General features: G+C 71.7%; 20 protein-coding genes and 1 riboswitch. Of the genes, 11 read left to right on the top strand and 9 right to left on the bottom strand.

Annotated elements, in window-relative coordinates; translation table 11 throughout:
* The first annotated feature begins 94 nt into the window (after positions 1-94).
* On the top strand, positions 95-1,684 hold the full coding sequence (locus AB0G01_RS31560; protein ID WP_360953239.1) for an FAD-dependent monooxygenase: 1,590 nt from the start codon (positions 95-97) through the stop codon (positions 1,682-1,684).
* Between the two features lie 108 nt (positions 1,685-1,792).
* Here the strand turns inward: AB0G01_RS31560 and AB0G01_RS31555 are convergent, their stop codons facing one another.
* The gene (locus tag AB0G01_RS31555) at positions 1,793-2,230 is read right to left on the bottom strand and encodes an N-acetyltransferase (protein WP_360953236.1); all 438 of its coding nucleotides are present in this window, start codon (positions 2,228-2,230) and stop codon (positions 1,793-1,795) included.
* A gap of 112 nt (positions 2,231-2,342) precedes the next feature.
* On the opposite strand from AB0G01_RS31555, the gene AB0G01_RS31550 reads away from it, so the two are divergent.
* From AB0G01_RS31550 to AB0G01_RS31535, 4 genes are all read left to right on the top strand, one after another.
* Positions 2,343-3,524 (top strand): GNAT family N-acetyltransferase, encoded by a 1,182-nt coding sequence (locus tag AB0G01_RS31550; RefSeq protein ID WP_360953233.1) that lies wholly within the window; start codon positions 2,343-2,345, stop codon positions 3,522-3,524.
* A gap of 91 nt (positions 3,525-3,615) precedes the next feature.
* Entirely contained in the window at positions 3,616-4,293 is a 678-nt protein-coding gene (locus tag AB0G01_RS31545) for a (2Fe-2S)-binding protein (RefSeq protein WP_360953230.1), read from the top strand.
* A 288-nt stretch (positions 4,294-4,581) separates the two neighbouring features.
* Positions 4,582-4,772: riboswitch (cobalamin riboswitch) on the top strand.
* Between the two features lie 30 nt (positions 4,773-4,802).
* Complete coding sequence (locus tag AB0G01_RS31540) at positions 4,803-4,988, top strand: CbtB-domain containing protein (protein WP_360953227.1); 186 nt, start codon at positions 4,803-4,805, stop codon at positions 4,986-4,988.
* Positions 4,988-5,746 carry a CbtA family protein gene (locus tag AB0G01_RS31535; protein WP_360953224.1) on the top strand — a complete coding sequence of 253 codons (759 nt, stop codon included), beginning with the start codon at positions 4,988-4,990 and terminating at the stop codon, positions 5,744-5,746. The genes AB0G01_RS31540 and AB0G01_RS31535 overlap by 1 nt, the downstream gene beginning before the upstream one ends.
* A 209-nt stretch (positions 5,747-5,955) precedes the next feature.
* Here AB0G01_RS31535 and AB0G01_RS31530 read toward each other — a convergent pair whose 3' ends face one another.
* Entirely contained in the window at positions 5,956-6,639 is a 684-nt protein-coding gene (locus AB0G01_RS31530; protein ID WP_360953221.1) for an HAD family phosphatase, read from the bottom strand.
* Positions 6,640-7,006: 367 nt separating this feature from the next.
* Between AB0G01_RS31530 and AB0G01_RS31525 the strand changes: the two genes are divergently transcribed.
* Together AB0G01_RS31525 and AB0G01_RS31520 are read left to right on the top strand one after the other, a co-directional pair.
* Positions 7,007-7,903, top strand: a complete 897-nt coding sequence (locus AB0G01_RS31525; protein ID WP_360953218.1) for a PAC2 family protein — start codon at positions 7,007-7,009, stop codon at positions 7,901-7,903.
* Between the two features lie 51 nt (positions 7,904-7,954).
* The gene (locus tag AB0G01_RS31520; RefSeq protein ID WP_360953215.1) at positions 7,955-9,100 is read left to right on the top strand and encodes an MFS transporter; all 1,146 of its coding nucleotides are present in this window, start codon (positions 7,955-7,957) and stop codon (positions 9,098-9,100) included.
* Positions 9,101-9,127: 27 nt separating this feature from the next.
* On the opposite strand, the gene AB0G01_RS31515 is transcribed toward AB0G01_RS31520, so the two are convergent.
* From AB0G01_RS31515 to AB0G01_RS31505, 3 genes are read right to left on the bottom strand one after another with little or no spacing between them, the layout of a single operon-like run.
* Entirely contained in the window at positions 9,128-11,137 is a 2,010-nt protein-coding gene (locus AB0G01_RS31515) for a PIG-L family deacetylase (RefSeq protein ID WP_360953212.1), read from the bottom strand.
* A gap of 10 nt (positions 11,138-11,147) precedes the next feature.
* Positions 11,148-12,347 (bottom strand): MFS transporter, encoded by a 1,200-nt coding sequence (locus AB0G01_RS31510; protein WP_360953209.1) that lies wholly within the window; start codon positions 12,345-12,347, stop codon positions 11,148-11,150.
* Entirely contained in the window at positions 12,344-12,901 is a 558-nt protein-coding gene (locus AB0G01_RS31505) for a winged helix-turn-helix domain-containing protein (protein ID WP_360953206.1), read from the bottom strand. The genes AB0G01_RS31510 and AB0G01_RS31505 overlap by 4 nt, the downstream gene beginning before the upstream one ends.
* A gap of 240 nt (positions 12,902-13,141) precedes the next feature.
* Here AB0G01_RS31505 and AB0G01_RS31500 point away from each other — a divergent pair, with 240 nt between their 5' ends.
* Both AB0G01_RS31500 and AB0G01_RS31495 read left to right on the top strand, forming a co-directional pair.
* The gene (locus AB0G01_RS31500) at positions 13,142-13,630 is read left to right on the top strand and encodes a MarR family transcriptional regulator (protein WP_360953203.1); all 489 of its coding nucleotides are present in this window, start codon (positions 13,142-13,144) and stop codon (positions 13,628-13,630) included.
* 234 nt (positions 13,631-13,864) lie between these two features.
* Positions 13,865-15,655, top strand: coding sequence for a S8 family serine peptidase (locus tag AB0G01_RS31495; RefSeq protein ID WP_360953200.1), 1,791 nt, complete (start codon positions 13,865-13,867; stop codon positions 15,653-15,655).
* Positions 15,656-15,736: 81 nt separating this feature from the next.
* Here AB0G01_RS31495 and mshC read toward each other — a convergent pair whose 3' ends face one another.
* Positions 15,737-16,975 carry a cysteine--1-D-myo-inosityl 2-amino-2-deoxy-alpha-D-glucopyranoside ligase gene (gene mshC / locus AB0G01_RS31490; protein ID WP_360953197.1) on the bottom strand — a complete coding sequence of 413 codons (1,239 nt, stop codon included), beginning with the start codon at positions 16,973-16,975 and terminating at the stop codon, positions 15,737-15,739.
* A gap of 182 nt (positions 16,976-17,157) precedes the next feature.
* Between mshC and ctaD the strand changes: the two genes are divergently transcribed.
* Positions 17,158-18,921, top strand: coding sequence for a cytochrome c oxidase subunit I (ctaD, locus tag AB0G01_RS31485; protein ID WP_360953194.1), 1,764 nt, complete (start codon positions 17,158-17,160; stop codon positions 18,919-18,921).
* Positions 18,922-18,964: 43 nt separating this feature from the next.
* On the opposite strand, the gene AB0G01_RS31480 is transcribed toward ctaD, so the two are convergent.
* Positions 18,965-20,119: an FAD-dependent monooxygenase gene (locus AB0G01_RS31480; protein WP_360953191.1), complete on the bottom strand. Its 1,155-nt coding sequence runs from the start codon at positions 20,117-20,119 to the stop codon at positions 18,965-18,967.
* A 140-nt stretch (positions 20,120-20,259) separates the two neighbouring features.
* Here AB0G01_RS31480 and AB0G01_RS31475 point away from each other — a divergent pair, with 140 nt between their 5' ends.
* The gene (locus AB0G01_RS31475; RefSeq protein WP_360953188.1) at positions 20,260-21,153 is read left to right on the top strand and encodes a GntR family transcriptional regulator; all 894 of its coding nucleotides are present in this window, start codon (positions 20,260-20,262) and stop codon (positions 21,151-21,153) included.
* Positions 21,154-21,178: 25 nt separating this feature from the next.
* Here the strand turns inward: AB0G01_RS31475 and AB0G01_RS31470 are convergent, their stop codons facing one another.
* Entirely contained in the window at positions 21,179-21,730 is a 552-nt protein-coding gene (locus AB0G01_RS31470) for a hypothetical protein (RefSeq protein ID WP_360953185.1), read from the bottom strand.
* A gap of 265 nt (positions 21,731-21,995) precedes the next feature.
* Positions 21,996-22,751, bottom strand: coding sequence for a class I SAM-dependent methyltransferase (locus AB0G01_RS31465; RefSeq protein WP_360953182.1), 756 nt, complete (start codon positions 22,749-22,751; stop codon positions 21,996-21,998).
* Positions 22,752-22,769 lie beyond the last annotated feature (18 nt).

Below are 22,769 nucleotides of genomic sequence, written 5' to 3'. Positions count from 1 at the left end.
CACCGCCCCACCTTCACCAGCTCACCCTCACCAGCTCACCATCAACAGCCTCACCCGACGTGGGGCTTATTCAGCGACGCCAAAAGGAGCCCTCATGTCAGCCCCCACCGCACCCATCACCGCGATCACCACCGCCCAGACCGCACCTCCTCCCCCGCCGGACACCGACATCGTCATCGTCGGTGCGGGCCCGAACGGCCTGATGCTCGCCAACGAGCTGCTGCTGGCCGGCATCCGCCCGACCGTCCTCGACGCGCTGCCCGAACGCACGTGCACGCCCAAGGCCAACGGCCTGGTGGGTCGGGTAGTCCAGGCCCTGGACTACCGGGGGCTGCACGAGATCGTCACCGGCAGTCCCTCGCCACCGACACCGGCACCGTTCTTCCAGTTCGGCGCACTGCCGCTGGACATGTCCACAGTGGAGGACCACGCCCTGTTCGTCCTGCCCGTGCCGCAACGGTGGCTGGAGGAACTGCTGGAGCGCCACGCGGGCGTGGAGATCACGCGCGGCCACCGGGTGACGGACCTGACCCAGCACGACGGTCACGTGACAGTGGACGTCTCCGGTCCGGACGGCCCGTACGAGCTCACCGCGCGCTACGTCGTGGGTGCGGACGGCGGCCACAGCGTGGTCCGCAAACGGGCCGGCATCGGCTTCCCCGGCGTGACCGACAGGGGTTTCACCCACCGCACGGGCCAGGTGGTGATCCACGAGCCGATGGCCGACCACCGGACCGGCCGGCTGGAGGTGCCGGGTCTGGGCGGGCTGAGGCCGGGCACGTTCCACCGGACCGAGCACGGCGTCTTCGCGTTCGGCATGTTCCAGCCGGGCATCTACCGCATCGCCATGATCGAGTGGGGGCAGTCCGGCCTGACCGACACGGACGAGATGCCCCTGTCCGAACTCCAGGAGGCCGCGACGCGCGTCCTGGGCATCGAACTCCCGATGAGCGAACCCGACGACGGCCACCCACCGGCGCTCACCCGCCGCGCGGAAGGCACGAACTCCCGCCTGGCCGACCGCTACCGGAAGAGCCGCGTCTTCCTGGTGGGCGATGCCGCCCACGTCCAGTCCGGCGTAGGCGGGCCAGGGCTGAACCTCGGCCTTCAGGACGCCCTGAACCTGGGCTGGAAGCTGGCCGCCGAACTGCACGGCTGGGCACCCCCGGACCTGCTGGACACCTACGAGTCGGAACGCCGCCCGGTCGCCCGACGCGTGATCACCCACAGCCGAGCCCAGTCGGCCCTGCTGTCCGGAGGTCCCGACATCACCGCGCTCCGCGAGGTCCTGACCGAACTCCTCCAGGACGAGACCGCCGTCCGCCGCGTCTCCGACCTGATGTCCGGCGCGGACACGGTCTACGCCATGGACACCGCACCCCACCCGCTCACCGGCCGGTGGATGCCCGACATCCCCCTGCCGGACAACAAGACCTTCGCCCACCTGGCCCGCGACGGCCGCCCGCTACTGCTCGACTTCACCGACGACGCGGCGCTGAGCACCACCGCCATCCCTTGGGCGGACCGGGTGGACGTCCACACCACCTCCACACCGAACCCACCAGCCGACGCGGTTCTGGTCAGACCGGACGGTTACGTGGCCTGGGCGGGCACCACACCGAACGACCTGGCCCACGCCCTGCGCCGGTGGTTCGGCACACCGGCCGCGACAACTCCTCGGTGAACCGCAGCCCCTCGACACCCTTCCCCGACCAGCCGATCGGATGCGCGAGCGAAAGGCCCGGTTCGGGTCGGGTGTCGGTCATCTCGTGGCGGGAGCACTGCGGTCCGGTCAGAGCCCGAAGCGAGGGGTGGCGAACGGCCAGTCGCGGGCGATCCACTCGGGCACGAAGGCATCGAGCGCGCGTTCGAGTTCGGTGCCCGCGTACTCGTCCACCACCCACCACGAGATGAGGGCGTCCTCGGCCGGGTCGATGTACACGCACCCCAGCAACGCGGTCTCGTCGTTGTCGAACAGCGCGTAGTTGAACGACTCGTGCGCCTCGGCTTCCTGGGCGTGGCGGGCGAGGTCGGCGCGGTTCGCTTCGTAGCTCATGGTCGCGGGCGGCCAGTTCCACTGCTCGCCGAAGATCGACCACAGCCGTTCCCGCGAACCCATGACGGCGGGGTAGTCCCGGTCCGCATCGGACTCCTGGATGGGCCTCAGGTGGTGGTCTGCGCCCAGGTCGACGCGGGTGGGGTGGACGAAGTCGGACGGCAGCCAGGACATGGCCGGATTGTGCGTCATCAGAAAGCGCGCCGTAAAGCCGGTGCGGTCTCCGGAAGACGACCTGCGGGAAATCCAGTGGCACGACGAGAGGAGCAGACCCGACACTGCGCGGATGGCCTTGCCGAACGGCTTGACGCTGCGCACCGCCGAACCACGTGATCTGGACCAGATCGCCGCGCTGCTGACCGAGCGCGGCGACCCCGAGGACGCCGTCGACCACCGCTTGGTGGTGTCGGACCCGGACGCCGGGTGGGGGACGTGCGCGGTCGTCGTGGACGGCGATCGGGTCGTGTCCACGATGACGTTGCTGGACGAGGAACTCGTCCTGGACGGGGTGGAGATCCGCGCTGGACAGGTCGAGCTGGTGGCCACCCACCGGGACTACGAGGGGCGCGGGCTGGTCCGGGAGCTGATGGGGTGGGCGCACGAGCGGTCAGCGGCGCGCGGGCAGCGGGTGAACGTGATGATCGGCATCCCGTACTTCTACCGGCGGTTCGGCTACACCTACGCGATCCCGATCGCCCCGACGCGGGACATCGTCGGCACGCCGCCGACGAGTACCGACACGGTGCGCGAGGCGACGTTCGACGACATCCCGGCGATGGCTGCGTTGCAGGATGCCGAGCAACGCCACGCGGACCTGCGGATGCCGCACGGGACCGAACTGTGGCGTTGGCTGGTGGCGCGGGGCGGCAGCACCCAGTGGCTGGTGGAGCGGGACGGCGTGCCGGTGGGCACCGGCCGTTCGACTCCTCCGGAGGAGGGCGTCCAGTTGTGCGAGGTGGCCGCCGTGGACGCCGCCGCCCTGCACGCGCTGATCGCGCACACCGGGGCGAGGTCGGCGAACGAACGGCCGGGGACGGTCGCGGGCGAAGCGCTCGAACCTTTCCTAGGCCCGGTGCCGGAGCAGGCGAAGTCGTACTACGTGCGGGTCGCCGACCCGGTGGCGTTGCTCGACCACCTGCGCCCGGTGTTCGGCAGGCGGTTGGCGGCCTCGTCGTTCGCCGACGAAACGGGCGAGGCCGTCGTGTCGTTCTACCGCTCGCACGTCCGCCTGCCGTTCCACGCCGGCGAGGTGGGCCCGATCGTCCTCGGCGGCGTGATGCAGGCACCGCACGCGGTGGGTGGGGCCGGGGTCGCGCCGGACGTGCTGGAGTCGCTGCTGTTCGCGCCGCACGGCCTGCGCGGGCTGGCCGCGCGGTGCCCGGACGTCTACCCCGGCCCGAACGAGGACCTGATGCACGTCCTGTTCCCGCCGGTCCGGAGCGACCTGCTGACCTTCTACCTCCCGTAGCCGACCGATTCGACGCCCGAGCCGTGCCGGACAGGCCTGACAGTCCGGACAGGCTCGACAGCGGATCGGTGGCGGCGGGCAGACTGGCCACGTGTCCGACTACTCCTCAGTGCTGTCCACCCTGCGTCAGGTTCGCGGTCTCAGCCCGTTCTTCGCCTTGGACGTGGGTCGTCCCGCGCCCGGTGCGGACGAGGGCGGTTGGCGGACCGGCGAGGATCTGCTGGGCGGGGCGGTGCTGCCGGACACCTTGCGGTCCATCGGTGAGCGGTATCGGACCGATGAGGCCCGGGTTTCGGCGTCCTTGTTCTTCCTCGGGTACACCGCTCGGCTGCTCTGCCCGACGGTCGCCGCGCACGCCGTCGACGGGGTCGCGCCGGACATCCGGCCGGGGAACGTGTGGTGGCACTTCGGCCCGGACGGGATGCGGGTGCGGATTGACGAACCCGTGCCGGGCGTGTCGATCTCCGAGTCGTTGGAGCCGGTGGTGGCCGCCATCCGGGAGGTGGTGCCGGTGGCGCGGGGACTGCTGTGGGGCAACGCGGCGTCCTCGATCGCCGGGGCGTTGCGGACGGTGAGTCGCAGTGGCACGGCGTCCGCCGAGCAGTGCGTGGCGTTGGGCGAGCGGCTGTTGGGCGAGCCGCCGTTGCGGGACTCCGGTGATTTCCTCCCGTCCACCGGCGAGGTCGCGTTCCGGCGACGCAGTTGCTGCCTCTACTACCGCCTCGACGGCGGGGGGACGTGCGGCGACTGCCCGTTGCCGCCGCGCTGAGTCCACCTCAACGCATCCACCCGCCTCCACCCGCATCCGGGGCACCGACCAGTCGGGAAGTTCGGACGTGACGTTGACGTCGACGAACCGGAGACGGCGGGGCTGAGCGTGATGAAAAGCCGGAAGCGTGACGAAAAGCGGCCGACAGGGCGTCCGGGTGCGCTTCGGACCACGGAGCCGTCACCTGCGGTGTCGGCCTGATCAATCCAAGAATCAGGACAAAAGCGGCGCTTGATCGTGTGGGGTGCACGTGAGGTGGACAACAACTCGTCTGGTCGGTTGTGCCTGCCCGTGGTGGACATCTACGGTTCCACAGCCGCAGTGGACGGGAAGCCGGTGGGAATCCGGCGCGGTCCTCGCCACTGTGACCGGGGAGCCAACCCGCCGAGAACGTCACTGGTCGCACGGTGCGACTGGGAAGACGCGGGGACGGTAGCGATCCGGGAGTCAGGAGACCGGCTGCGGCGAGAGTTGTCGTTGACCTTCCACGAGGTATGGAGGAGGCCGTCTTGACGAGCCCCGCGCACCCCCTGTCCATCCCCATCCCCAAGTGGGCCTACGCCGTCGCACTCGTCGCCCTGCTGGTCACCTGGCTGGTGCTCCAGGAGAACGGCATCGCACTCGGGCACGCCGCCGAGTCGCTGCACGAGTTCTTCCACGACGGGCGTCACGCGCTCGGCGTCCCGTGCCACTGATGCCGGCCGTGGACACCTACAAGAACGTACTGCTGCGCGGGATCGGCGCGGGTGGCGTCGCCGGTCTGCTCGCGGGTCTGGTCGGCCTCGTCGTGGTCGAGGTGCCGATCCGGGCCGCGCTGGCCGTGGAGGAGGCGCGGGCCGCGACCGAGACCGTCGAACCCGGCGCGCACGACCACGGCGAGATGTTCGGTCGGGGCACGCAGATGCTCGGTGGCGTGCTCGCGGCGGTGATCGTCGGGTTGGCGGTCGGCGCGCTGTTCGCCACCGCCTACGCGGGCTCGCGGCGCTGGTTCGCGGACCGGCCGCCGTTCAGCCGGAGCGTGACGCTCGGGGCGGCGGTGTTCGGGGCGGCGGCGCTGCTGCCGGCCGTCAAGTACCCGGCCAACCCGCCGGCGGTGGGCGACCCGGAGACGGTGGACTACCGGACGGTGCTCTACCTCGGGCTCATCGCGGCCGGTCTGCTGGTGGTGTTCGGGGCGAGCTTGCTGGCATCCCGACTGGCCCACCTGGGCGGGCCGGTCCGGTTCACCGTGGTCGCGCTGGCCGTGGTCGTCGCGTTCGCGGTGATCCTGCTGGTCTTCCCCGGCGCGCCGGACGCGGTGCCGGCGGACGTGCCGAGCAGCGTGCTGTGGGAGTTCCGCCTGGCGTCGCTCGCCGAAACCGCCACCCTCTGGCTGGGTCTCGGCGTCGTGTTCGGCCTTCTGGTCGATCCGTCGGTACGCAGCGGCACCAAGGCGAAAGCCGTCGCCGCCTGATCACGGCTGACAGCACACGGCTGACAGCACTGCGGAAAGCACACAGCAAAACAGCACATGGCGGATGAACGGCACGCCCCTCGCGGTACGCACAACGGGGGACGTGCCGTTTTCGCACGAGTGTGGTGCGAGCTGTCCGAATCAGACTGTCCGAATCAACTGCCCGGATCGAGTTCCCCGATCACACTGCCCCGATCGAGTTGCCCGGGTCAGGCGCGCAGGGCGGCGAGGGCGGTCAGGTCGATCCCGACCAGGGAGTCGCGGAAGATCCTGCGCTCCCCCGCCGGCACCGGCACGTCGCACGGCACGACGAGCACCGTGCACCCCGCCGCCACGGCCGAGGTCACGCCGGTCGGCGAGTCCTCGATCGCGACGCACGCCGCCGCGTCCACCCCCAGCAGGTCGGCGGCCTTGAGGTACGGGTCCGGGAGGGGTTTGTTGCGGCCTCCGACCTCGTCACCGCACACCGTCACGTCGAACAGGTCACGGCCGATGGTGTCCAGCGCGAGTTCGGTCAACCCCCGCTCGGTCGAGGTCACCAACGCCATCGGCACGCCCGACGCCCGCACCGCGCGCAGCGCCTCCCGCGCCCCCGGACGCCAGGGCAGCCCGGCGCGGAACACCTCTTCGGTGCGCCGCAGGATCCACGCCGCGCCGTCCGCCGTCTCCTCCTCGGTCGGCGTCACGCCGACCTCGGCGAACAGGAGCGCCATGGTCGTGGGCATGTTCGACCCGACCATGGCCTGACGGGTCTCCAGCGACAGCGTGCCGCCCAGCTTCTCGGCGAACTCGTAGAGCGGGATGTCCCACAGCTTCTCCGAGTCCAACAGCGTGCCGTCCATGTCCCACAGCACCGCTCCGACGTCCCACCGCACCGCTTCGGCGTTCACCACGGGGCTTCCTCCACCTTCACCACACGGACCTTCCCGCTCTGCACCCCGCACCCCTCTGGTCGGGACCTACCGCCGACGCGGTTCAGCCGAGAGCCGAACACCGGGTTCAGCCGCCGCGCAGGTGTTCGGACCGTCGGACGGTCTCGGCGCGGCGGATCGGGTCGGGTGGCGTCCACCGTTCCGGCACACCCGCCGTGACCTGCGCTGTCGACCAGGGGCGGCGCACCGGGGCGGAACCGGGGGCGGGCCGCGCCGCACGTCGCGACGAGCCGGTCGGCCGGCACGCCCGGGACGGGCGGGGGGACACGAGCCGACATGCCACAAGCCTACGGCGTCGGGTCTGCGGCGGTGGTCGTAGTCTGACCCGGTGACCGATCCGGACCAGGCCGCCAAGATCCCCTTCGACCCCGCGAAACCGCTCACCAACCCGATCATGGTAGCGGCGTTCGAGGGGTGGAACGATGCTGGAGACGCTGCCAGCACGGCGATCGAGCACCTCCAACTGACCTGGGACGCCACGCCGCTCTCGGAGATCGATCCGGACGACTTCTACGACTTCCAGGTGACCCGCCCGACCGTCCGCATGGTCGACGGCATCACCCGAAGGGTGGAATTCCCGACCACGCGCCTGTCGGTCTGCCGGCCGCCGGGATCGGCCACGGACGTGGTGCTGGTGCACGGCATCGAACCGAACATGCGCTGGCGCAGGTTCGCGGGCGAGCTCCTGGGCCACATCGAGGACCTGGGCATCACGACGGTGGTCACGCTCGGCGCGCTGCTCATGGACACCCCGCACACCCGGCCGGTCCCGGTGACGGGCACCGCCTACGACGCGGCGGCGGCGCAGAAGTTCGGGCTGGAGCGGTCCCGCTACGAGGGGCCGACCGGCATCGTCGGCGTGTTCCAGGACCTGTGCGTGCAGGCGGGCGTGCCGGCGATCTCGTTCTGGGCGGCGGTGCCGCACTACGTCTCCCAGCCGCCCTCGCCCAAGGCGACCCTGGCGCTGCTGCACCGGGTCGAGGAGGTGCTCGACGTGGAGGTGCCGCTGGGCGCGCTGCCCGAGCAGGCCGAGGAGTGGGAGCGCACGGTCAGCGAGATGGCCGACGAGGACGAGGACGTGCGCAACTACGTCCGGGCGCTGGAGGAGCGCGGCGACGCGGAGATCCAGATCACCGAGGCGAGCGGCGACGCGATCGCGGCCGAGTTCGAGCGCTACCTGCGCCGTCGCGGTCACGGGCCGGGGCGCGGGCCGACCGGCATCTGACGCTGATCACACCCGGGCCGCGCGCGGGTGCCCGTGGGGGACACTCGGCGGGTGGCTGAGGTGCGGAAGAGCCCTCGACGGCTCGCGGTGGTCGGGCTGTACGCGGGGGGTTTCCTCGGGCCGTTCGGCGGTGCCATGACCTCGTCCGTGCTGCCGGAGATCGGCGGGGACTTCGCGGTCTCGGCGGGTGCGGCGGCGGCCACGCTGACCGGGTACCTGCTGCCGTTCGCCGGGTTCATGCTGTTCTCGGGGACGTTGGGCGAGCGCTGGGGCGCGCGGCGGACGATCCGGGGCGCGTACCTGGTCTACGCGGTGGCGTCCGTGCTGTGCGCGGTGTCGTGGTCGTTCCCGGTGCTGCTCGGCGGGCGGGCGTTGCAGGGCGCGGCGAACGCGTTCACCACTCCCCTGCTGCTGGCGGCGATCGCGGCGGTGACGCCCAAGGAGCGGTTGGGCCGCGCGCTGGGCGTGTTCGCGTCCATGCAGGCCGCCGGGCAGACGTCCGCGCCGCTGGTGGGCGGGCTGGCGGCGGAGGCGTCGTGGCGGTGGGCGTTCGTCGGCGCGGCGGTGGTGGCGGGGTTGCTGGCCGCCGCCGGGGTGCCCGCCGATCAGCCGCGCACCGCGCAGCCGCCGAGGCTGCGCGCCGCGTGGCGGCCGGAGGTGTTGCGGTTGGCGGCGGTCGGGTTCGTCGGGTGGGGGTGCCTGGGCGGGGTGTCGTTCCTGGTCGCGCTGCGGCTGGGCGACGATTTCGGGTTGGGCGCGGGCGAGCGCGGCCTGGTGCTGACCGGGTTCGGCGTGGTCGGGATCATCTGCGCCCGGCTGACCGGGTGGATGATCGACCACGTCGGCCCGCGCCGGTGCGTGCTGCTGGGCACCACGGTCGGCTCGGTGCTGCTGGCGCTGATCGGGATCTTGCCGAGCCTGGTCGCGGTGGGGGTGCTGTGGGCGGCGGCGGGCGCGTTCTCGCAGGCGGTGATCGTGGGGCTCAGCGCGCTGGTGCTGGGAGGTGACGGCGGCAACCGGGGCGGTGCGATCTCGGTGCTCGGGTCGTTCCGGTTCCTCGGCGGGTCGGCGTCGCCGATGGCGTTCGTGCCGCTCTACCACTTCCAGCCGGCCGCCGCCTTCCTCGCGCCGGCCGCGCTGGTGCTGCTGCTGCCGCCGGTCCTGCTGCTGTGGCGACGGGGCCGCGCCCCGTCGTGAGGCCGGCCGGCGCTCCGATCCGGGGTGCTAGGGCGCGGGCAGCGTCACCCGGTTCTCGAAGCCGGACCGGCCGCCGGCGGCGTGTTGCCGGCGGACGGTCAGACCGCCGTTGTCGTCCAGGGTGAACACCACGACCCGGCCGGTCCGGTCGGTGGCCGCTGCGGGCTGGCCGACGAGGAACCCGCCGAGGTCGGTCCACGGCGTGGCGTAGCCACCGTCGGCGGCCTGCCGGGTGGTGCTCACGCCGCCGCCCCGGTTGGTGGTGAACACCAGCACGCGGGCGTCGGCCACGGTCGGCGCGTCGACCACGGCGGGTGCGCCTACCCCGCCCGGCCCGCCGAGGTCGTCGCGCACCGCCGTCCACGAGCCGTCGGCGAGCTGCCAGGTGCGGCCGACGGCCCCGCCCCGCTCGCCGGCCAGCCGGTAGAAGACGTCCAGCCGACCGTCGCGGGTGCGCGCCACCGACGGCGGGCCGGAGGGTTGCGGGCCCGCCGGGTCGGGCCGGAGCGTCAACGGGGTGCCGGACCAGTGCAGGAGCCGCCCGGTCCGGTCGGACACCGCGAACCCGAACACCTCCGGTCCGCCGGACGGGCCCACGCCGACCGCGAGCCCGTCTTGCAGGCCCGTGCCGAACGCGTCCTGCCACACCGCCGGGAACCTCCCGCCGGGCCGCTGGGTCTGGTGGCTCAGCCCGCCGCCGGCGTTCTTCACGAACACCCGGACCAGCCCGTCCGCCCCCCGCGCCGCGACCGGCGTGCCGACCTGGGCGGAGCCGGGATTCGGGCTGCCCAGCGAGACCCACGCGCCGAACGCGGCGTTGGGCGCGCGCTGGGCCGTGGTGACGATCTCGTGCGTGTCCACCCGCCGGCCGACCACCTGGATCCGGCCGTCGCCGGTCTCGGTGACCGCCAGTCCCGCCGCCAGGGGGCCGGGGGTGGCCACGGTGGTGGACGACCAGCCGGACGGGGTCTGCCACCAGGTGGCGAGCCGCTCGCCCTGCACCGAGAACGCCTGGAGGCGGCCGTCCTGGTTGCGGCCGACCCAGTGGGTGCCGGTCGTGTCGCGGTGGATCATCCGCTGCGGCCAGTTCGTGTAGTGGTCGACCGGGTCGGACCACGCGTCCCACAGGTCGTAGGCGGCGAAGTCGCCGGCCTTCTCGGCGCGCGTGCGCGCGTCGAGGTTCACCGGGGACTCCTGGATGTTGTAGTTGCGGTAGGGGACGACGCGCAGCACCCGGCCGTGGCCCCGGGCCGCCTCGGCGGCGAACCGCGCGCCGATCACGTGGTCGTTGTGGTCGTGCAGCCAGTCCGGGTTCTGGTGGCGCGGATCGGGGTCGGGGTCCTGGGTGCGCACGACCGTGGGCCGGTAGCGCTGGTAGAGCGCCTGCAACAGGTGCACGAGGTGGTCCTTGTCGCGCACCGGGTTGCGCACGTCGTCGGCCCACAGCACGGTGCCGCTGGGCACCATGGAGCAGGTGCCGCGCTCGCCGTCCCACAGCCGGTTCAGGCTCGCGCCGCGCAGCTCCGGCGTCCCCGCGCACGGCCGGGAGGCGTCGTCGGTGGTGTCCGCCCACTCCGGGAGGTTCAGGAACACCAACCGGATGTCCGGCCGCGCGGTCAGCGCGTGCTCTTCCGCCCAGTACGGCCCCTCGGGGGTGTCCAGTCGGATCTTGACCTGCGTCCACGAGTCGGCGACGCCCGCCATCCGCGCGTTCGCGGCCCGCGCCCCGAGCTGGCGGCACCGGGCGTAGTCCTCGCGGTCCACGTCCTGGTCGTCGCGGCAGGACGCGAGCGGCGGATCATCCGGTCGGCCCGCGCCGTCACGCTGGAAGGCTTCGCCGGCGGTGAGGAACACCGTCGTGTTGGGTCGCCGGGCGGCGATCGAGTTCCGCAGGTCGGGGTTCAGGAACAGCACGTCGTCGTCCTGGTGGGCGACGACGTTCAGGTAGGACGCCGGAGCGGCGGACGTCCCGCCCGCCGCCGGCGTGATCGCCCCCGCCAGCACCGCCCCCACGCACACCACCACCCATAACCGCATGATCTCCCCCTCAAGAGTCGCGATCCGCCAACTCTAGGGAGGCCCGTCGGGAGATCACGACCACCAAAAGGCCCGCCACCAGGTAGAGCACCGCCTGTACGTCGAGCAGCGCCGTCAGCCCCAGCGGCGCGGTGAGCGCTCCCGCCACGACCATCCCCAACGCCTGGAACCCGTCGTAGAGGCTGCCGAACGTCGCCAGCACCCGTCCCCGCGTCGCGTCGGAGGTGTGCAGTTGCAGCACGGACATCATGCCCACCCCCGATATCACGCCCGGCGCGCCGCACACCGCGAACACGGCGAGGTAGAACGTGAACGCGGTGGTGACGTGCGGGCCGTTCCACCCGACGAAGGAGACAGCGGCGAACGCGATCAGCGACCACGCCAGCAGCCGCCACGCGGACACCCGTCGCGCCACCAGCCCGACCAGCGCGCCGCCGACGAGTCCCCCGACCGCCTGGATGCCGCGCAGCAACCCGACTTCGGCCTCGCCGCCGCCGAGCCGCTCGGTCACGAACACCACGAACAGCACCACGAACACGCCCTGGCTCGACGCCATCAACCCGACCACGGCCACCATCCCGCGCAGCGGCCCCCGGATCTCGCGCAGCCCGTCCAGCCAGGCCCGCCACACCGGTGCGCGCCCCCTCGGTGCCCGCACCAGGCCGAACGGCCGGGCCAACAGCACCGCCGCGACCAGGAACGACACCACGTCGAGCACCAGCACGCCGGGCAGCCCGGACCAGCCGAGCACCAGGCCGCCCAGGGAGGCCCCGAGCAACCGGGCAAGGTTGGCGTTCACGCCGACCAGCCCGTTGGCGGCGGCGAGCTGGTCGCGGCCGACGAGTTCGGGCAGCAGGGCGTTCTTGGCGGGCTCGAACAGCGCGGCCAGGGCTGCCTGCACCGCCATCACGACGTTGACCAGCACCAGGTCGCCGGTCAGCAGCGGCAGCAACGCGACGGCCTGGGCGAGGCTCACCCACAGCATCAGCCTGCGCCGGTCCCACCGGTCGGCGAGCACGCCGGCCAGCGGCGACAGCGCCAGGCTCGGCAGCAGCGCGAGGACGAACGTCGTCGCGGTGGAGCCCACCGACCCGGTGAGCCGGTAGACGTAGACCGGCAACGAGACCATCAGGACCCAGTCGCCGATCTCGGACACGAACCCCGCGAGCCACAGCCGGCGGAAGGCCGGCTCCCGCAGCGGTCCGGTCATCGCGGGAACGCCCGGAGGCCGACGTGGGTGGGCCGCGCGCCGTCGGGGACGTCGGTGCGCAGCGGCACCAGGTAGGGCCGCAGGACGCCGTCGATCACGGCGAGCAGCCCGGCGAGCTCCTCGGGCGTCACGTTCACCGCGTAGCCGTGCAGCCCGGCGGCGTCGAGCCACTCGCGGGGGATCTCGTGCCGCCGGTCGAGGAACCGCTGGGCGAGCCGGTTGTCCTCGTTGAGCTGCCACGCGATCAGCGCGTCCTGCCGGCTGCGCACCGCCGGGTCCTCGGAGAACGCGTCCACCGAGTACCCGACGTCGAGGGCGCGCCACGGCCGTTCCCGCGCGTCGCCCGCGTCGGTCCGGTCCACGAAGCCGGCTTTGGCGAGCCGGCGGAGGTGCCAACTGCAGTTGGACGCCGAGGAGCCGACTTCGGCGGCGCACTCGCTGGCCGTGCGCGGGCCGACCGCCAGCAGGTGGTTCAGCAGCGCCACGCGCAGCGGGTGGGCGAGCGCTTTCAGCGCTTCGAGGTCGGAGATCCGCCGGGGTACGGGAAGGTCCACGCCCCAACGGTAGACCTGAAAGACTCCTTTCGAAAGACCTCTTTCAGACTTGGGGTTGTCCGCGACCGCCTCGCCCGCCGCGTCGCCGGTGCTCGCCTCGGACCGGAGGTCTTGACCGGTCCCGGCACCGGCACCACAGCCCCTCAGGCCACGCGGCGGCGCGGTGATTTCACGAATTCGTGAAATTAAGGAAGCGTATAAACTGTGCCCGCTCGCGGTACGGGACGACATGATTCGGCGGTGAACCAGGTGACGGAGCGGGACGACCAGGCGGTGCTGCGCTTCATCGAGCGCTTCGCGTCGGCGTTCGCGGAGACCGGGATGCCGCGCATGCCGGCCCGGGTGTTCGTCGCCCTGCTCGCCGACGACGACGGCACGATGACCGCCGCCGAGCTCGCCGACCTGCTCCAGGTCTCCCCCGCCGCGATCTCCGGCGCGGTCCGCTACCTCACCCAGGTCAACGTGGTCAGCCGCGAGCGCGAGTCCGGGTCCCGCCGGGACGTGTTCCGGGTGTACGACGACGTCTGGTACGAGGCCATCTTCCGCCGCGACCAGATGATGGCCCGGTGGGGCGGTCCGCTCAAGGAAGGCATCTGCGCGCTGGGTCCGGGCACCCCCGCCGGACGGCGGATCGCGGAGACGCTGGCCTTCTTCGAATTCGTCCACGCGGAGCTGCCGAGCCTGCTGGATCGCTGGCGAACGCACCGGGACAGGCTCTTTAACTCCTGACGGTGTACGCGTGAACTGCGGTTTCGTCCCCACCCGCGCGTCCGGCCGCGCCTGATTACGCCCAACGGCGCTACTCGTCGGGGCTTTTTGTCCCGACCATGCATGTGACCAGGTCGGCACCACCCGTTCGCGCGAACGTCCCTTATCCCTGCACGCCCACCGTCCTGCCACAACCCGGCAGACCGGTCGGGCGAACCTGTCCCTAGGGAGAACCCTGAAATGGGAGACGCCCGCTTGTTCAGAAAGACGGCGGTCCTCGGCCTGGCCGCGATCTCCGCGGCTGCCCTGGCGTTCACGAACGTCGGTGTGGCCGCGGCCGAAGGCCAGGTGTTGGCCGCCGATCGCACCGACGCCGTGCCCAACTCCTACATCGTGGCGCTGAAGGACTCGGCGTCGCCGAGGGCGCTGTCCGCGTCGTCCGCGGGCTCGCTGGTCGCCAAGTTCGGCGGCCAGGTCCGCACGACCTGGCAGCACGCGCTGAACGGCTTCCACGCCACCCTGACGGCGCAGCAGGCGCGCCGCATCGCGGCCGACCCCCGGGTCGACTGGGTGCAGGCCGACCTGCCGGTGAAGATCGCGGGTGTGCAGCCGAACCCGCCGTCGTGGGGCCTGGACCGGATCGACCAGGCGAACCTGCCGCTGGACAACAGCTACACGTACCCGAACGGCGCGAGCAACGTCCGGGCGTACGTCATCGACACCGGCATCAAGATCACGCACCAGGACTTCGCCGGTCGGGCCACCTGGGGCACCAACACCGTCGACAGCCAGAACACCGACTGCCACGGCCACGGCACGCACGTCGCCGGCACCGTCGGCAGCCGCAGCTACGGCGTGGCCAAGGAAGTCAAGCTGGTCGCCGTCAAGGTCCTGAACTGCCAGGGCTCCGGCACCTCGGCGGGCGTCGTGAACGGCGTCAACTGGGTCGCCCAGAACGCCGTGAAGCCGGCCGTGGCGAACATGAGCCTCGGTGGCAGCGCGGACACCGCGACGGACACCGCCGTGCGCAACCTCGTCGCGGCGGGCGTCACCACCGCGGTCGCGTCGGGCAACGACAACCAGAACGCGTGCAACTACTCGCCGGCCCGGGTCCGCGAGGCGATCAGCACCAACGCCTCGAACCGGTCCGACGCGCGCGCGTCCTTCTCCAACTGGGGCACCTGCACCGACCTGTTCGCGCCCGGCCAGGACATCACGTCCACCTGGCACACCAGCGACAGCGCCACGAACACCATCAGCGGCACCTCGATGGCGTCCCCGCACGTCGCGGGCGTCGCGGCGATCTACGTGTCGAACAACCCCACCGCCACCCCGGCCCAGGTCGAGACGGCGCTGGTGAACGCGGCGACCAACGGCAAGATCAGCAACCCGGGCACCGGTTCGGCGAACAAGCTGCTGTTCGTGCAGAACACCGCGCCGAGCAACCCGACCGTGAACAACCCCGGCAACCAGACCACCACCGTGGGCCAGGCGGTCAACCTGACCGTCACCGCGGCCGGTGGCACCGCGCCGTACACGTTCTCGTTCAGCGGTCTCCCGGCCGGTCTGACCGGCAGCGCGTCCGGCCAGGTGACCGGCACGCCGACGACGGCGGGCACGTCCAACGTGACCGTCACGGTGACCGACTCGGCGTCCCGCACGGGCACCGCGAACTTCACCTGGACCGTCCGTCCCACCGCCGGCGGCTGTGACCCGGCCACCAACGACACGGACGTCACCGTCGGCGACAACAGCGACGTGAACAGCCCGATCAGCCTCACCTGCACGGGCAACGCGTCGGCCACCACGCAGGTGACCGTGAACATCCTCCACACCTACGTCGGCGACCTGATCGTCGACCTGGTGGCTCCGGACGGCACGGTCTACAACCTGCACAACCGGACCGGCGGCAGCTCGGACAACATCAGCAAGACGTACTCGGTGAACGCCTCCTCGGAGACGGCCGCCGGCACGTGGAAGCTGCGCGTTCGCGACGTGGCGACCATCGACACCGGTCGCATCAACTCGTGGACGATCGACGCGTGATCTGAATCTCGCGACGTGGTGGGGCCATCCTCCGGGGTGGCCCCACCGCCGTTCAGGGCCGGGAGCGCCGGTCCGGGGGTTCTACAACCCGACGCCCAGCAAGGCGTCCACGGCGTCGCGGAACAGCCCCGGCGCGGTGTCGTCCCCGCCGCCGGTGGACAGCGCCTCGGCGGCCCACGCGTCCAGCGCCGCCAGCGCGGCGGGGGTGTCCAGGTCGTTGCCGAGGTGGTCGCGCAGGCGGGCGACGGTGGCCGCCGCGGGCGGTCCCGAGTCCAGTGCCGCCGCGCGCCGCCAGGCGGCGACGCGCTCCAGCGCCTCGGTCAGCAGCGCGTCGGACCAGGGGCGGTCCTGCCGGTAGTGGCCGGCCAGCAGCGCCAGGCGCACCGCGTTCGGGTCGACCTTCTGCGCCCGGAGCTTGGAGACGAAGACCAGGTTGCCCCGCGACTTCGACATCTTCTCGCCGTCCAGCCCGATCATGCCCGCGTGCACGTAGTGCCGCGCGAACGGGTGCTCGCGGGTGAGCGCCTCGGCGTGCGCGGCGCTGAACTCGTGGTGCGGGAAGACCAGGTCGGAGCCGCCGCCCTGCACGTCGAAACCGCTGCCCAGCCGGTTGAGCGCGATGGCGCTGCACTCGATGTGCCAGCCCGGCCGGCCCTCGCCCAGCTCGGACGGCCACGACGGCTCGCCGGGGCGGGCGGTGCGCCACAGCAGGGCGTCGAGCGGGTGGCGCTTGCCGGGGCGGTCCGGGTCGCCGCCGCGTTCGCCGAAGTACTCCAGCATGGTGGCCTCGTCGTAGTTCGACTCGTAGCCGAACCGGCCGGACGCGGTGTGGTCGAAGTACACGTCCGGGTGATCCGGGTCGTCCACCCGGTACGCCGCGCCGTTCGCGAGGAGCTTCGCGACCGCCTCCACGACCTCCGGGATGGCCTCCACCGCGCCGATGTACTCGCGGGGCGGCAGGACCCGCAGCGCCACCATGTCCTCGCGGAACAGCGCGGTCTCGCGCATCGCGAGCACCACCCAGTCGTCCTGGTCGCGCTCGGCGCGCTCCAGCAGCGGGTCGTCGACGTCGGTGACGTTCTGGACGTAGTGCACCTCGTGGCCGTTGTCCAGCCACAGCCGGTGGACCAGGTCGAACGTCAGGTAGGTCGCCGCGTGACCCAGGTGGGTCGCGTCGTAGGGGGTGATGCCGCAGACGTACAGCCTGGCGGTGTCACCGGGGGCCGTGGGGCGCACCTCGCCGGTAGACGTGTCGTACAGCCGTAGCGGGCGCGGCTCGCCCGCTACCCGCGGGACAGGGGTGGATGACCAGGTCTGCATGGTTTCGACCCTAACTCGCGCCCTCAGGTGCACGTCCGCCTGGCGGGACGTCGGGCGTACCCCGGCGGATCGGCCGAAAGACCCGTTGGTCTGCCGACTGCCCGGCCGAGTGATTGCCCCGGTAGGCGATCAGGTGGACCATGTGAAGTGGCTCACGCCCTGGGACGAGGGAGGCAGTTTCCATGACCGCGCTCAAGCCGGCACCCGTGGTCACGCACCCGGGTGCGGCGCGGCGACGACCCCGGGGCGCGGTGCTGCTCGGGCTGTTCAAGACCACCGACCCGAAGCAGATCGGTCTGCTCTACCTGACCACGTCGTTCGTGTTCTTCATGGTCGGCGGCCTGATGGCGCTGCTGATCCGCGGCGAACTGGCCCGGCCGGGCCTCCAGTTCCTGTCCACCGAGCAGTACAACCAGTTGTTCACCATGCACGGCACGATCATGTTGCTGCTGTACGCGACGCCGATCCTGTTCGGGTTCGCCAACTACGTCCTGCCGTTGCAGATCGGCGCGCCCGACGTGGCGTTCCCGAGGCTGAACGCGTTGTCGTACTGGTTGTACCTGTTCGGCGGGACGGTGGCGGTCGCCGGGTTCGTGACGCCGGGCGGCGCGGCGGACTTCGGCTGGACCGCCTACACGCCCCTGTCCGACGCCGTGCACTCCCCCGGCGTCGGCGCGGACCTGTGGATCATGGGCCTGGCGGTCAGCGGCCTGGGCACCATCCTGGGCGGCGTGAACATGGTGACCACGGTGTGCTGCCTGCGCGCGCCGGGCATGACCATGTTCCGGATGCCGATCTTCACCTGGAACATCTTCGTCACCAGCATCCTGATCCTGCTGGCGTTCCCGATCCTCACCGCGGCGCTGCTGGGCCTGGCGGCGGACCGGCACCTGGGCGCGCACGTGTTCGACCCGGCGAACGGCGGCGTGATCCTGTGGCAGCACCTGTTCTGGTTCTTCGGGCACCCCGAGGTGTACATCGTGGCGCTGCCGTTCTTCGGCATCGTGAGCGAGATCTTCCCGGTGTTCAGCCGGAAACCGCTGTTCGGCTACAAAGGACTCGTCTACGCCACGTTCGCCATCGCGGCGCTGTCCGTGACGGTGTGGGCGCACCACATGTTCGCCACCGGCGCGGTGCTGCTGCCGTTCTTCTCGTTGATGACGTTCCTGATCGCGATACCGACGGGGATCAAGTTCTTCAACTGGATCGGCACGATGTGGAAGGGGCACTTGACGTTCGAGACGCCGATGCTGTTCAGCATCGGGTTCCTGGTCACGTTCCTGCTGGGCGGCCTGACCGGCATCATCCTGGCGTCGCCGCCGCTGGACTTCCACGTGACCGACACCTACTTCGTCGTGGCGCACTTCCACTACGTCCTGTTCGGCACGATCGTGTTCGCCACGTACGCGGGAATCTACTTCTGGTTCCCCAAGATGACCGGGCGGATGCTCGACGAACCGCTGGGCAAGCTGCACTTCTGGACCACGTTCCTGGGCTTCCACCTGACGTTCCTCATCCAGCACTGGCTGGGCAACGCGGGCTTCCCGCGCCGGTACGCCGACTACCTGCCCGGCGACGGCTTCACCACCCTGAACACCATCTCGACCATCGGCGCGTTCCTGCTCGGCGCGTCGGTGCTGCCGTTCCTGTGGAACGTGCTGCGCAGCTACCGGTTCGGCGACCCGGCGGAGGGTGACGACCCGTGGGGCTACGGCAACTCCCTGGAGTGGGCCACGTCCTGCCCGCCGCCCCGGCACAACTTCACCGAGCTGCCCCGGATCAGGTCGGAGCGCCCGGCGTTCGAACTGCACTACCCGCACATGGTCGAGCGGATGCGCGAGGAGGCGCACTTCTCGCTGACGAAACCGGGCAAGCGGGACGTGTCGCCGGACCCGGCCACGGAGACCGCGCTGGCACCGACGGACCGGAACACGAAGAGCGACTAGGGCGTCGGGTCCGGGCTCACCTTCCCCGTTCCGGGCGGCCAGGTCACGCTACCGGGGTGCGCCGGAGGCGAGGGCGGTCCTCCGGGCGGGTGTCCAGGCTGATCGCGCGCTTGGCCCGCTCCAGCGACTCCTCGGACGCGCCCTGCCCGGGGTTCTCCGTGGCCAGCGCCTGGTTCACCTCGACGAACGGCCGCAGCCGACGGTCGTAGCGGGTCAGCGCGGCAAGGGGGTCGTCCGCGTCACCGAGTTCGTCGGCCAGCACGTACGCGCCCACCAGGGCCAGGCTCGTGCCCTGGCCGGACAGCGGGGACGCGCAGTGCGCCGCGTCGCCGACCAGCACGACCCGCCCGCGCCACCAGCTACCCATGCGCACCTGCGCCATCGCGTCGAAGTAGAAGTCCGACGCGTCGCCCATCGCCTTGAGCAGCCTCGGGGTTTCCCAGCCGACACCGGCGAACCGGTCGGCGATGAGGGCTTTCTGGTGCTCGACGTCGTGGCGGTCGTGGTCGAGCGGGTCCGAGGTGAAACCGAGGGTGGCCCGCAGTTCGGTGTTCCCGCGCGCCGGGTAGAGGCAGTAGCTCGCGGTGCGGGCGTCGTCGTGCAGCCACACCTGCCAGTCGTCCAGGCCGAGGAAGTTCCCGGTGCTGAACACCCCGACGTACGAGCCGAGGTGGTGCACGAACTCGTCCTCGGGACCGAACACCAGCCGGCGCACCGCCGAGTGCAGGCCGTCCGCGCCGACCACCAGGTCGAACGTGCGCGGCCCCCCGTGCCGGAAGGTGACGCGCACGCCGTCGTCGTCCTGGTCGAGGGCGGTGATCGCGTCGCCGAACAGGTACTCGACCCCGTCCCGCGCCCGGGTGTGCAGCAGGGCGGTGAGGTCGTCGCGCAGCACCTCGATGTCGTCGCCGTCGAGGCGGCCGGCGCTGAGGGTCATCTCGGTCGACCGCCACTGCTCGGTGCCGTCCGCGTCGAGCACCGCCATGCCGCGCATCCGGGTGCGCGCCCGCCTGGTCCGGCCGAGCAGGTCCATCCGGTCCAGCACGTCGAGGGCGACACCCCGGACGTCGATCGCCTGGCCGCCGGGGCGCGGGGCGGGCGCGCGCTCCACGACGGTGGGCGCGTAGCCCCGGCGGTGCAGCCAGTGGGCGGCGGCCAGTCCTGCGACACCGGCACCGGAGATCAGCACGGTCTTCATCGGGAGTCCCTTCGTCTGCGCTCTGCGAAACTGAATTTACGCAGTACGCACAGCCGAAACAAACCCTGTCCTAGCACAATAACGCCTGTTCAGGACGTTGGTACTGGTAGCTTCTGTACTAGTACAGGAGGAGGTACCGCATGATCCCGCCCTACCAGCGCATCGTCGCCGAGATCACGCGCCGCATCACCGACGGCGAGCTGAACCCCGGTGACCGCGTGCCGTCCGCCCGGCAGGTCGCGAAGGAGTGGGACGTCGCGCTGGCCACCGCAGCCAAGGCGTTGACCGCGTTGCGCCAGGAAGGGCTGGTCGAGGCGGAACCCCGGGTCGGCACCGTCGTGGCCGCCGCCCGGTCACGGCCGCGCGCGGCGGCACCCGAGCGCGAGCTGACGCGGGACCGGGTGGTGCGCGCGGCGATCGACATCGCGGACGCCGAGGGCCTGGCGGCGCTGTCGATGCGCGGCGTCGCGGCCCGCCTCGGGGTCGCGGCGATGTCGCCCTACCGGCACGTGGCGAGCAAGGGCGACCTCGTGCTGATGATGGCCGACGCGGTGTTCGGCGGGATGACCCTGCCTGCGCGGCCCGACCACTGGCGCGCCCGGGTCGAGGTGGGCGTGCGGGCGCTGTGGGCGCTGCACCGCGAACACCCCTGGCTGGCGCAGCTCGGGCCGCTGTCCCGGCCCTTGCTGGTGCCGAACCTGCTGGCCTACTCCGAGTGGGTGCTCGACGGCCTGGCCGGGCTGGGCCTGGACCCGAGGACCACGTTCGACCTCAACGTCCTGCTCTACAGCCACGTCCTGGGTCTGGCGGTCCACCTGGAGCGGGAGGCGCACGCCGAGGGGGCCACCGGTCTGTCCACCGAGCAGTGGATGAACGGCCAGGCGCGCGCCCTGGACCGCCTCGCCCCGGCGCACCCCACGTTCGCCCGCCTCCTGACGTCCTTCGCGGAGACCGGCTACGACCTCGACCTCGACGCGCTGTTCGAGCTGGGCCTCCGGTCGGTCCTCGACGGGATCGAGCGCCGGACCTCCTAGCCGGAGGACGTGCCGCCCCGGCGCGTCACTTCGTGGCCGGGGCCGGGGCGGGCGTCGGGAGATCGCCCTTCGACACCCGGATGACGTCCGCGCCGTACCGCTCCGCCAGCGCCGCGCGGTCGGCTTCGCTGCCGTCCGCGGTAGTCACGTCCACCGCCGAGCCGTCCACCGCCGGCCCCCACGTGGAGATCCGCACGGTCGTGGTCTTCCAGTGCTCGGCGTCGGCCGCGATCCGGTCGGTGACCTCCTTGAGGCGGCTCAACGGGAACTTCGCGTCGACCAGCGCCAGTCGGACCCCGTGCGCCGCCGCGCGGGCCGCGTCGTCCAAAGCCCGGTCCGGCAGCCGGTGGACGACGACCCGGTCGCCGTCGAGCCGCACGCCGGCGTAGGTCTGCGGGAAACCGCTTTCCAGCAGCGGTCCGAGCGCGGATGCGGCGGCCTCGGCTGCCGGGTCGTTGGTCGGGGTCACCGAGGACGACGGCGGCGGTGTCGCCGCGTCGCCCGCGATCTGGTCCACACCACAGCCACTCACCGCGAACGCCCCTGCCGCCACTACCGCGAGCACCACCCGGTTCACCGCTCCCGACCTCCTCGCGCCGTCCTGCCCGTCGGTGTCAGGACGGGACGGGCAGGCCGGGCGGTTGCACCACGACGAACGCCGGGCCGGGATCGCGCTCGCGGACGATCTTGCCGAGTGCGCGGGTGAAGATGGCGGTGTTCGGCGCTGGTTAGTGGAGGCGGATTCCGGGGGAACTTCGCGGGACTGGTCGCGGATTCCTGGGCCAGGTCGCGGTGGCTGAAGGGGCCGACCGCTCAGGAGCGGCTAGACCGCTCAGGAGCGGCTAGCCGACCTGCAAGACGAAGAACAGGAAGCCGAGGAAGTTCGGGCCTGCGAACCTGCTGAACTCTTCGGGGAACAGGTCGCGGGCGGCGGGCGCGGGCGGCGGCTCGCTGATGACGTCGATGCGGAAACCGGCCGCCGTGAAGGCGTCGGTCATCGCGTGCAGCGGGCGGTCCCAGAAGCTCATCTGGGCGGTCTGCCCGCCCATGGCCCATTCCTCGGTCCGGTTGCGGATCTGGAAGTAGTCGGGCTTGCCCCCGGCCAGGTGCTGCATCAGGGTGATGACGAACGGATGCTCGACCGAGACGATGAGCCGCCCGCCGGGTACCAGCACGCGTCGCAGTTCGGCCAGTGTCGGCCCCCAGTCCCGCAGGTAGTGCAGCACCAGGGATGCGACGACGTCGTCGAACGCGCCGTCGGGGAAGGGCAGCGGGTCGGCCAGGTCGGCGACCCGCAGGTCCGCGTCGGCACCCAGCCGCCGCCGGGCCAGCTCCAGCATGCCCGCGCTCGCGTCGATGCCGGTCACGGCAGCGCCCCGATCGCGCAGCGCGGCGAACAGGGGCCCCGAGCCGCAGCCGGCGTCGAGGATGCGCCGGTCGGTCACGTCCCCGGCGAGTTCCAGCATCGCGGGCCGCTCGTAGTACGCGTTCATGAGACTGGTCTCGTTCTCGGCCGTGTAATCCTCGGCGATGCGGTCGTAGTCGTTGACCTGAGCCGAATCGGTGAGAGACGCACGGCCTTCTGAAATCGACGTCATGCCACCAGGACGTCCGAG

Source organism: Actinosynnema sp. NPDC023587 (genome assembly GCF_040640215.1).
GTDB lineage: Bacteria > Actinomycetota > Actinomycetes > Mycobacteriales > Pseudonocardiaceae > Actinosynnema.
This window is presented reverse-complemented; position numbering and strand designations above follow the sequence as displayed.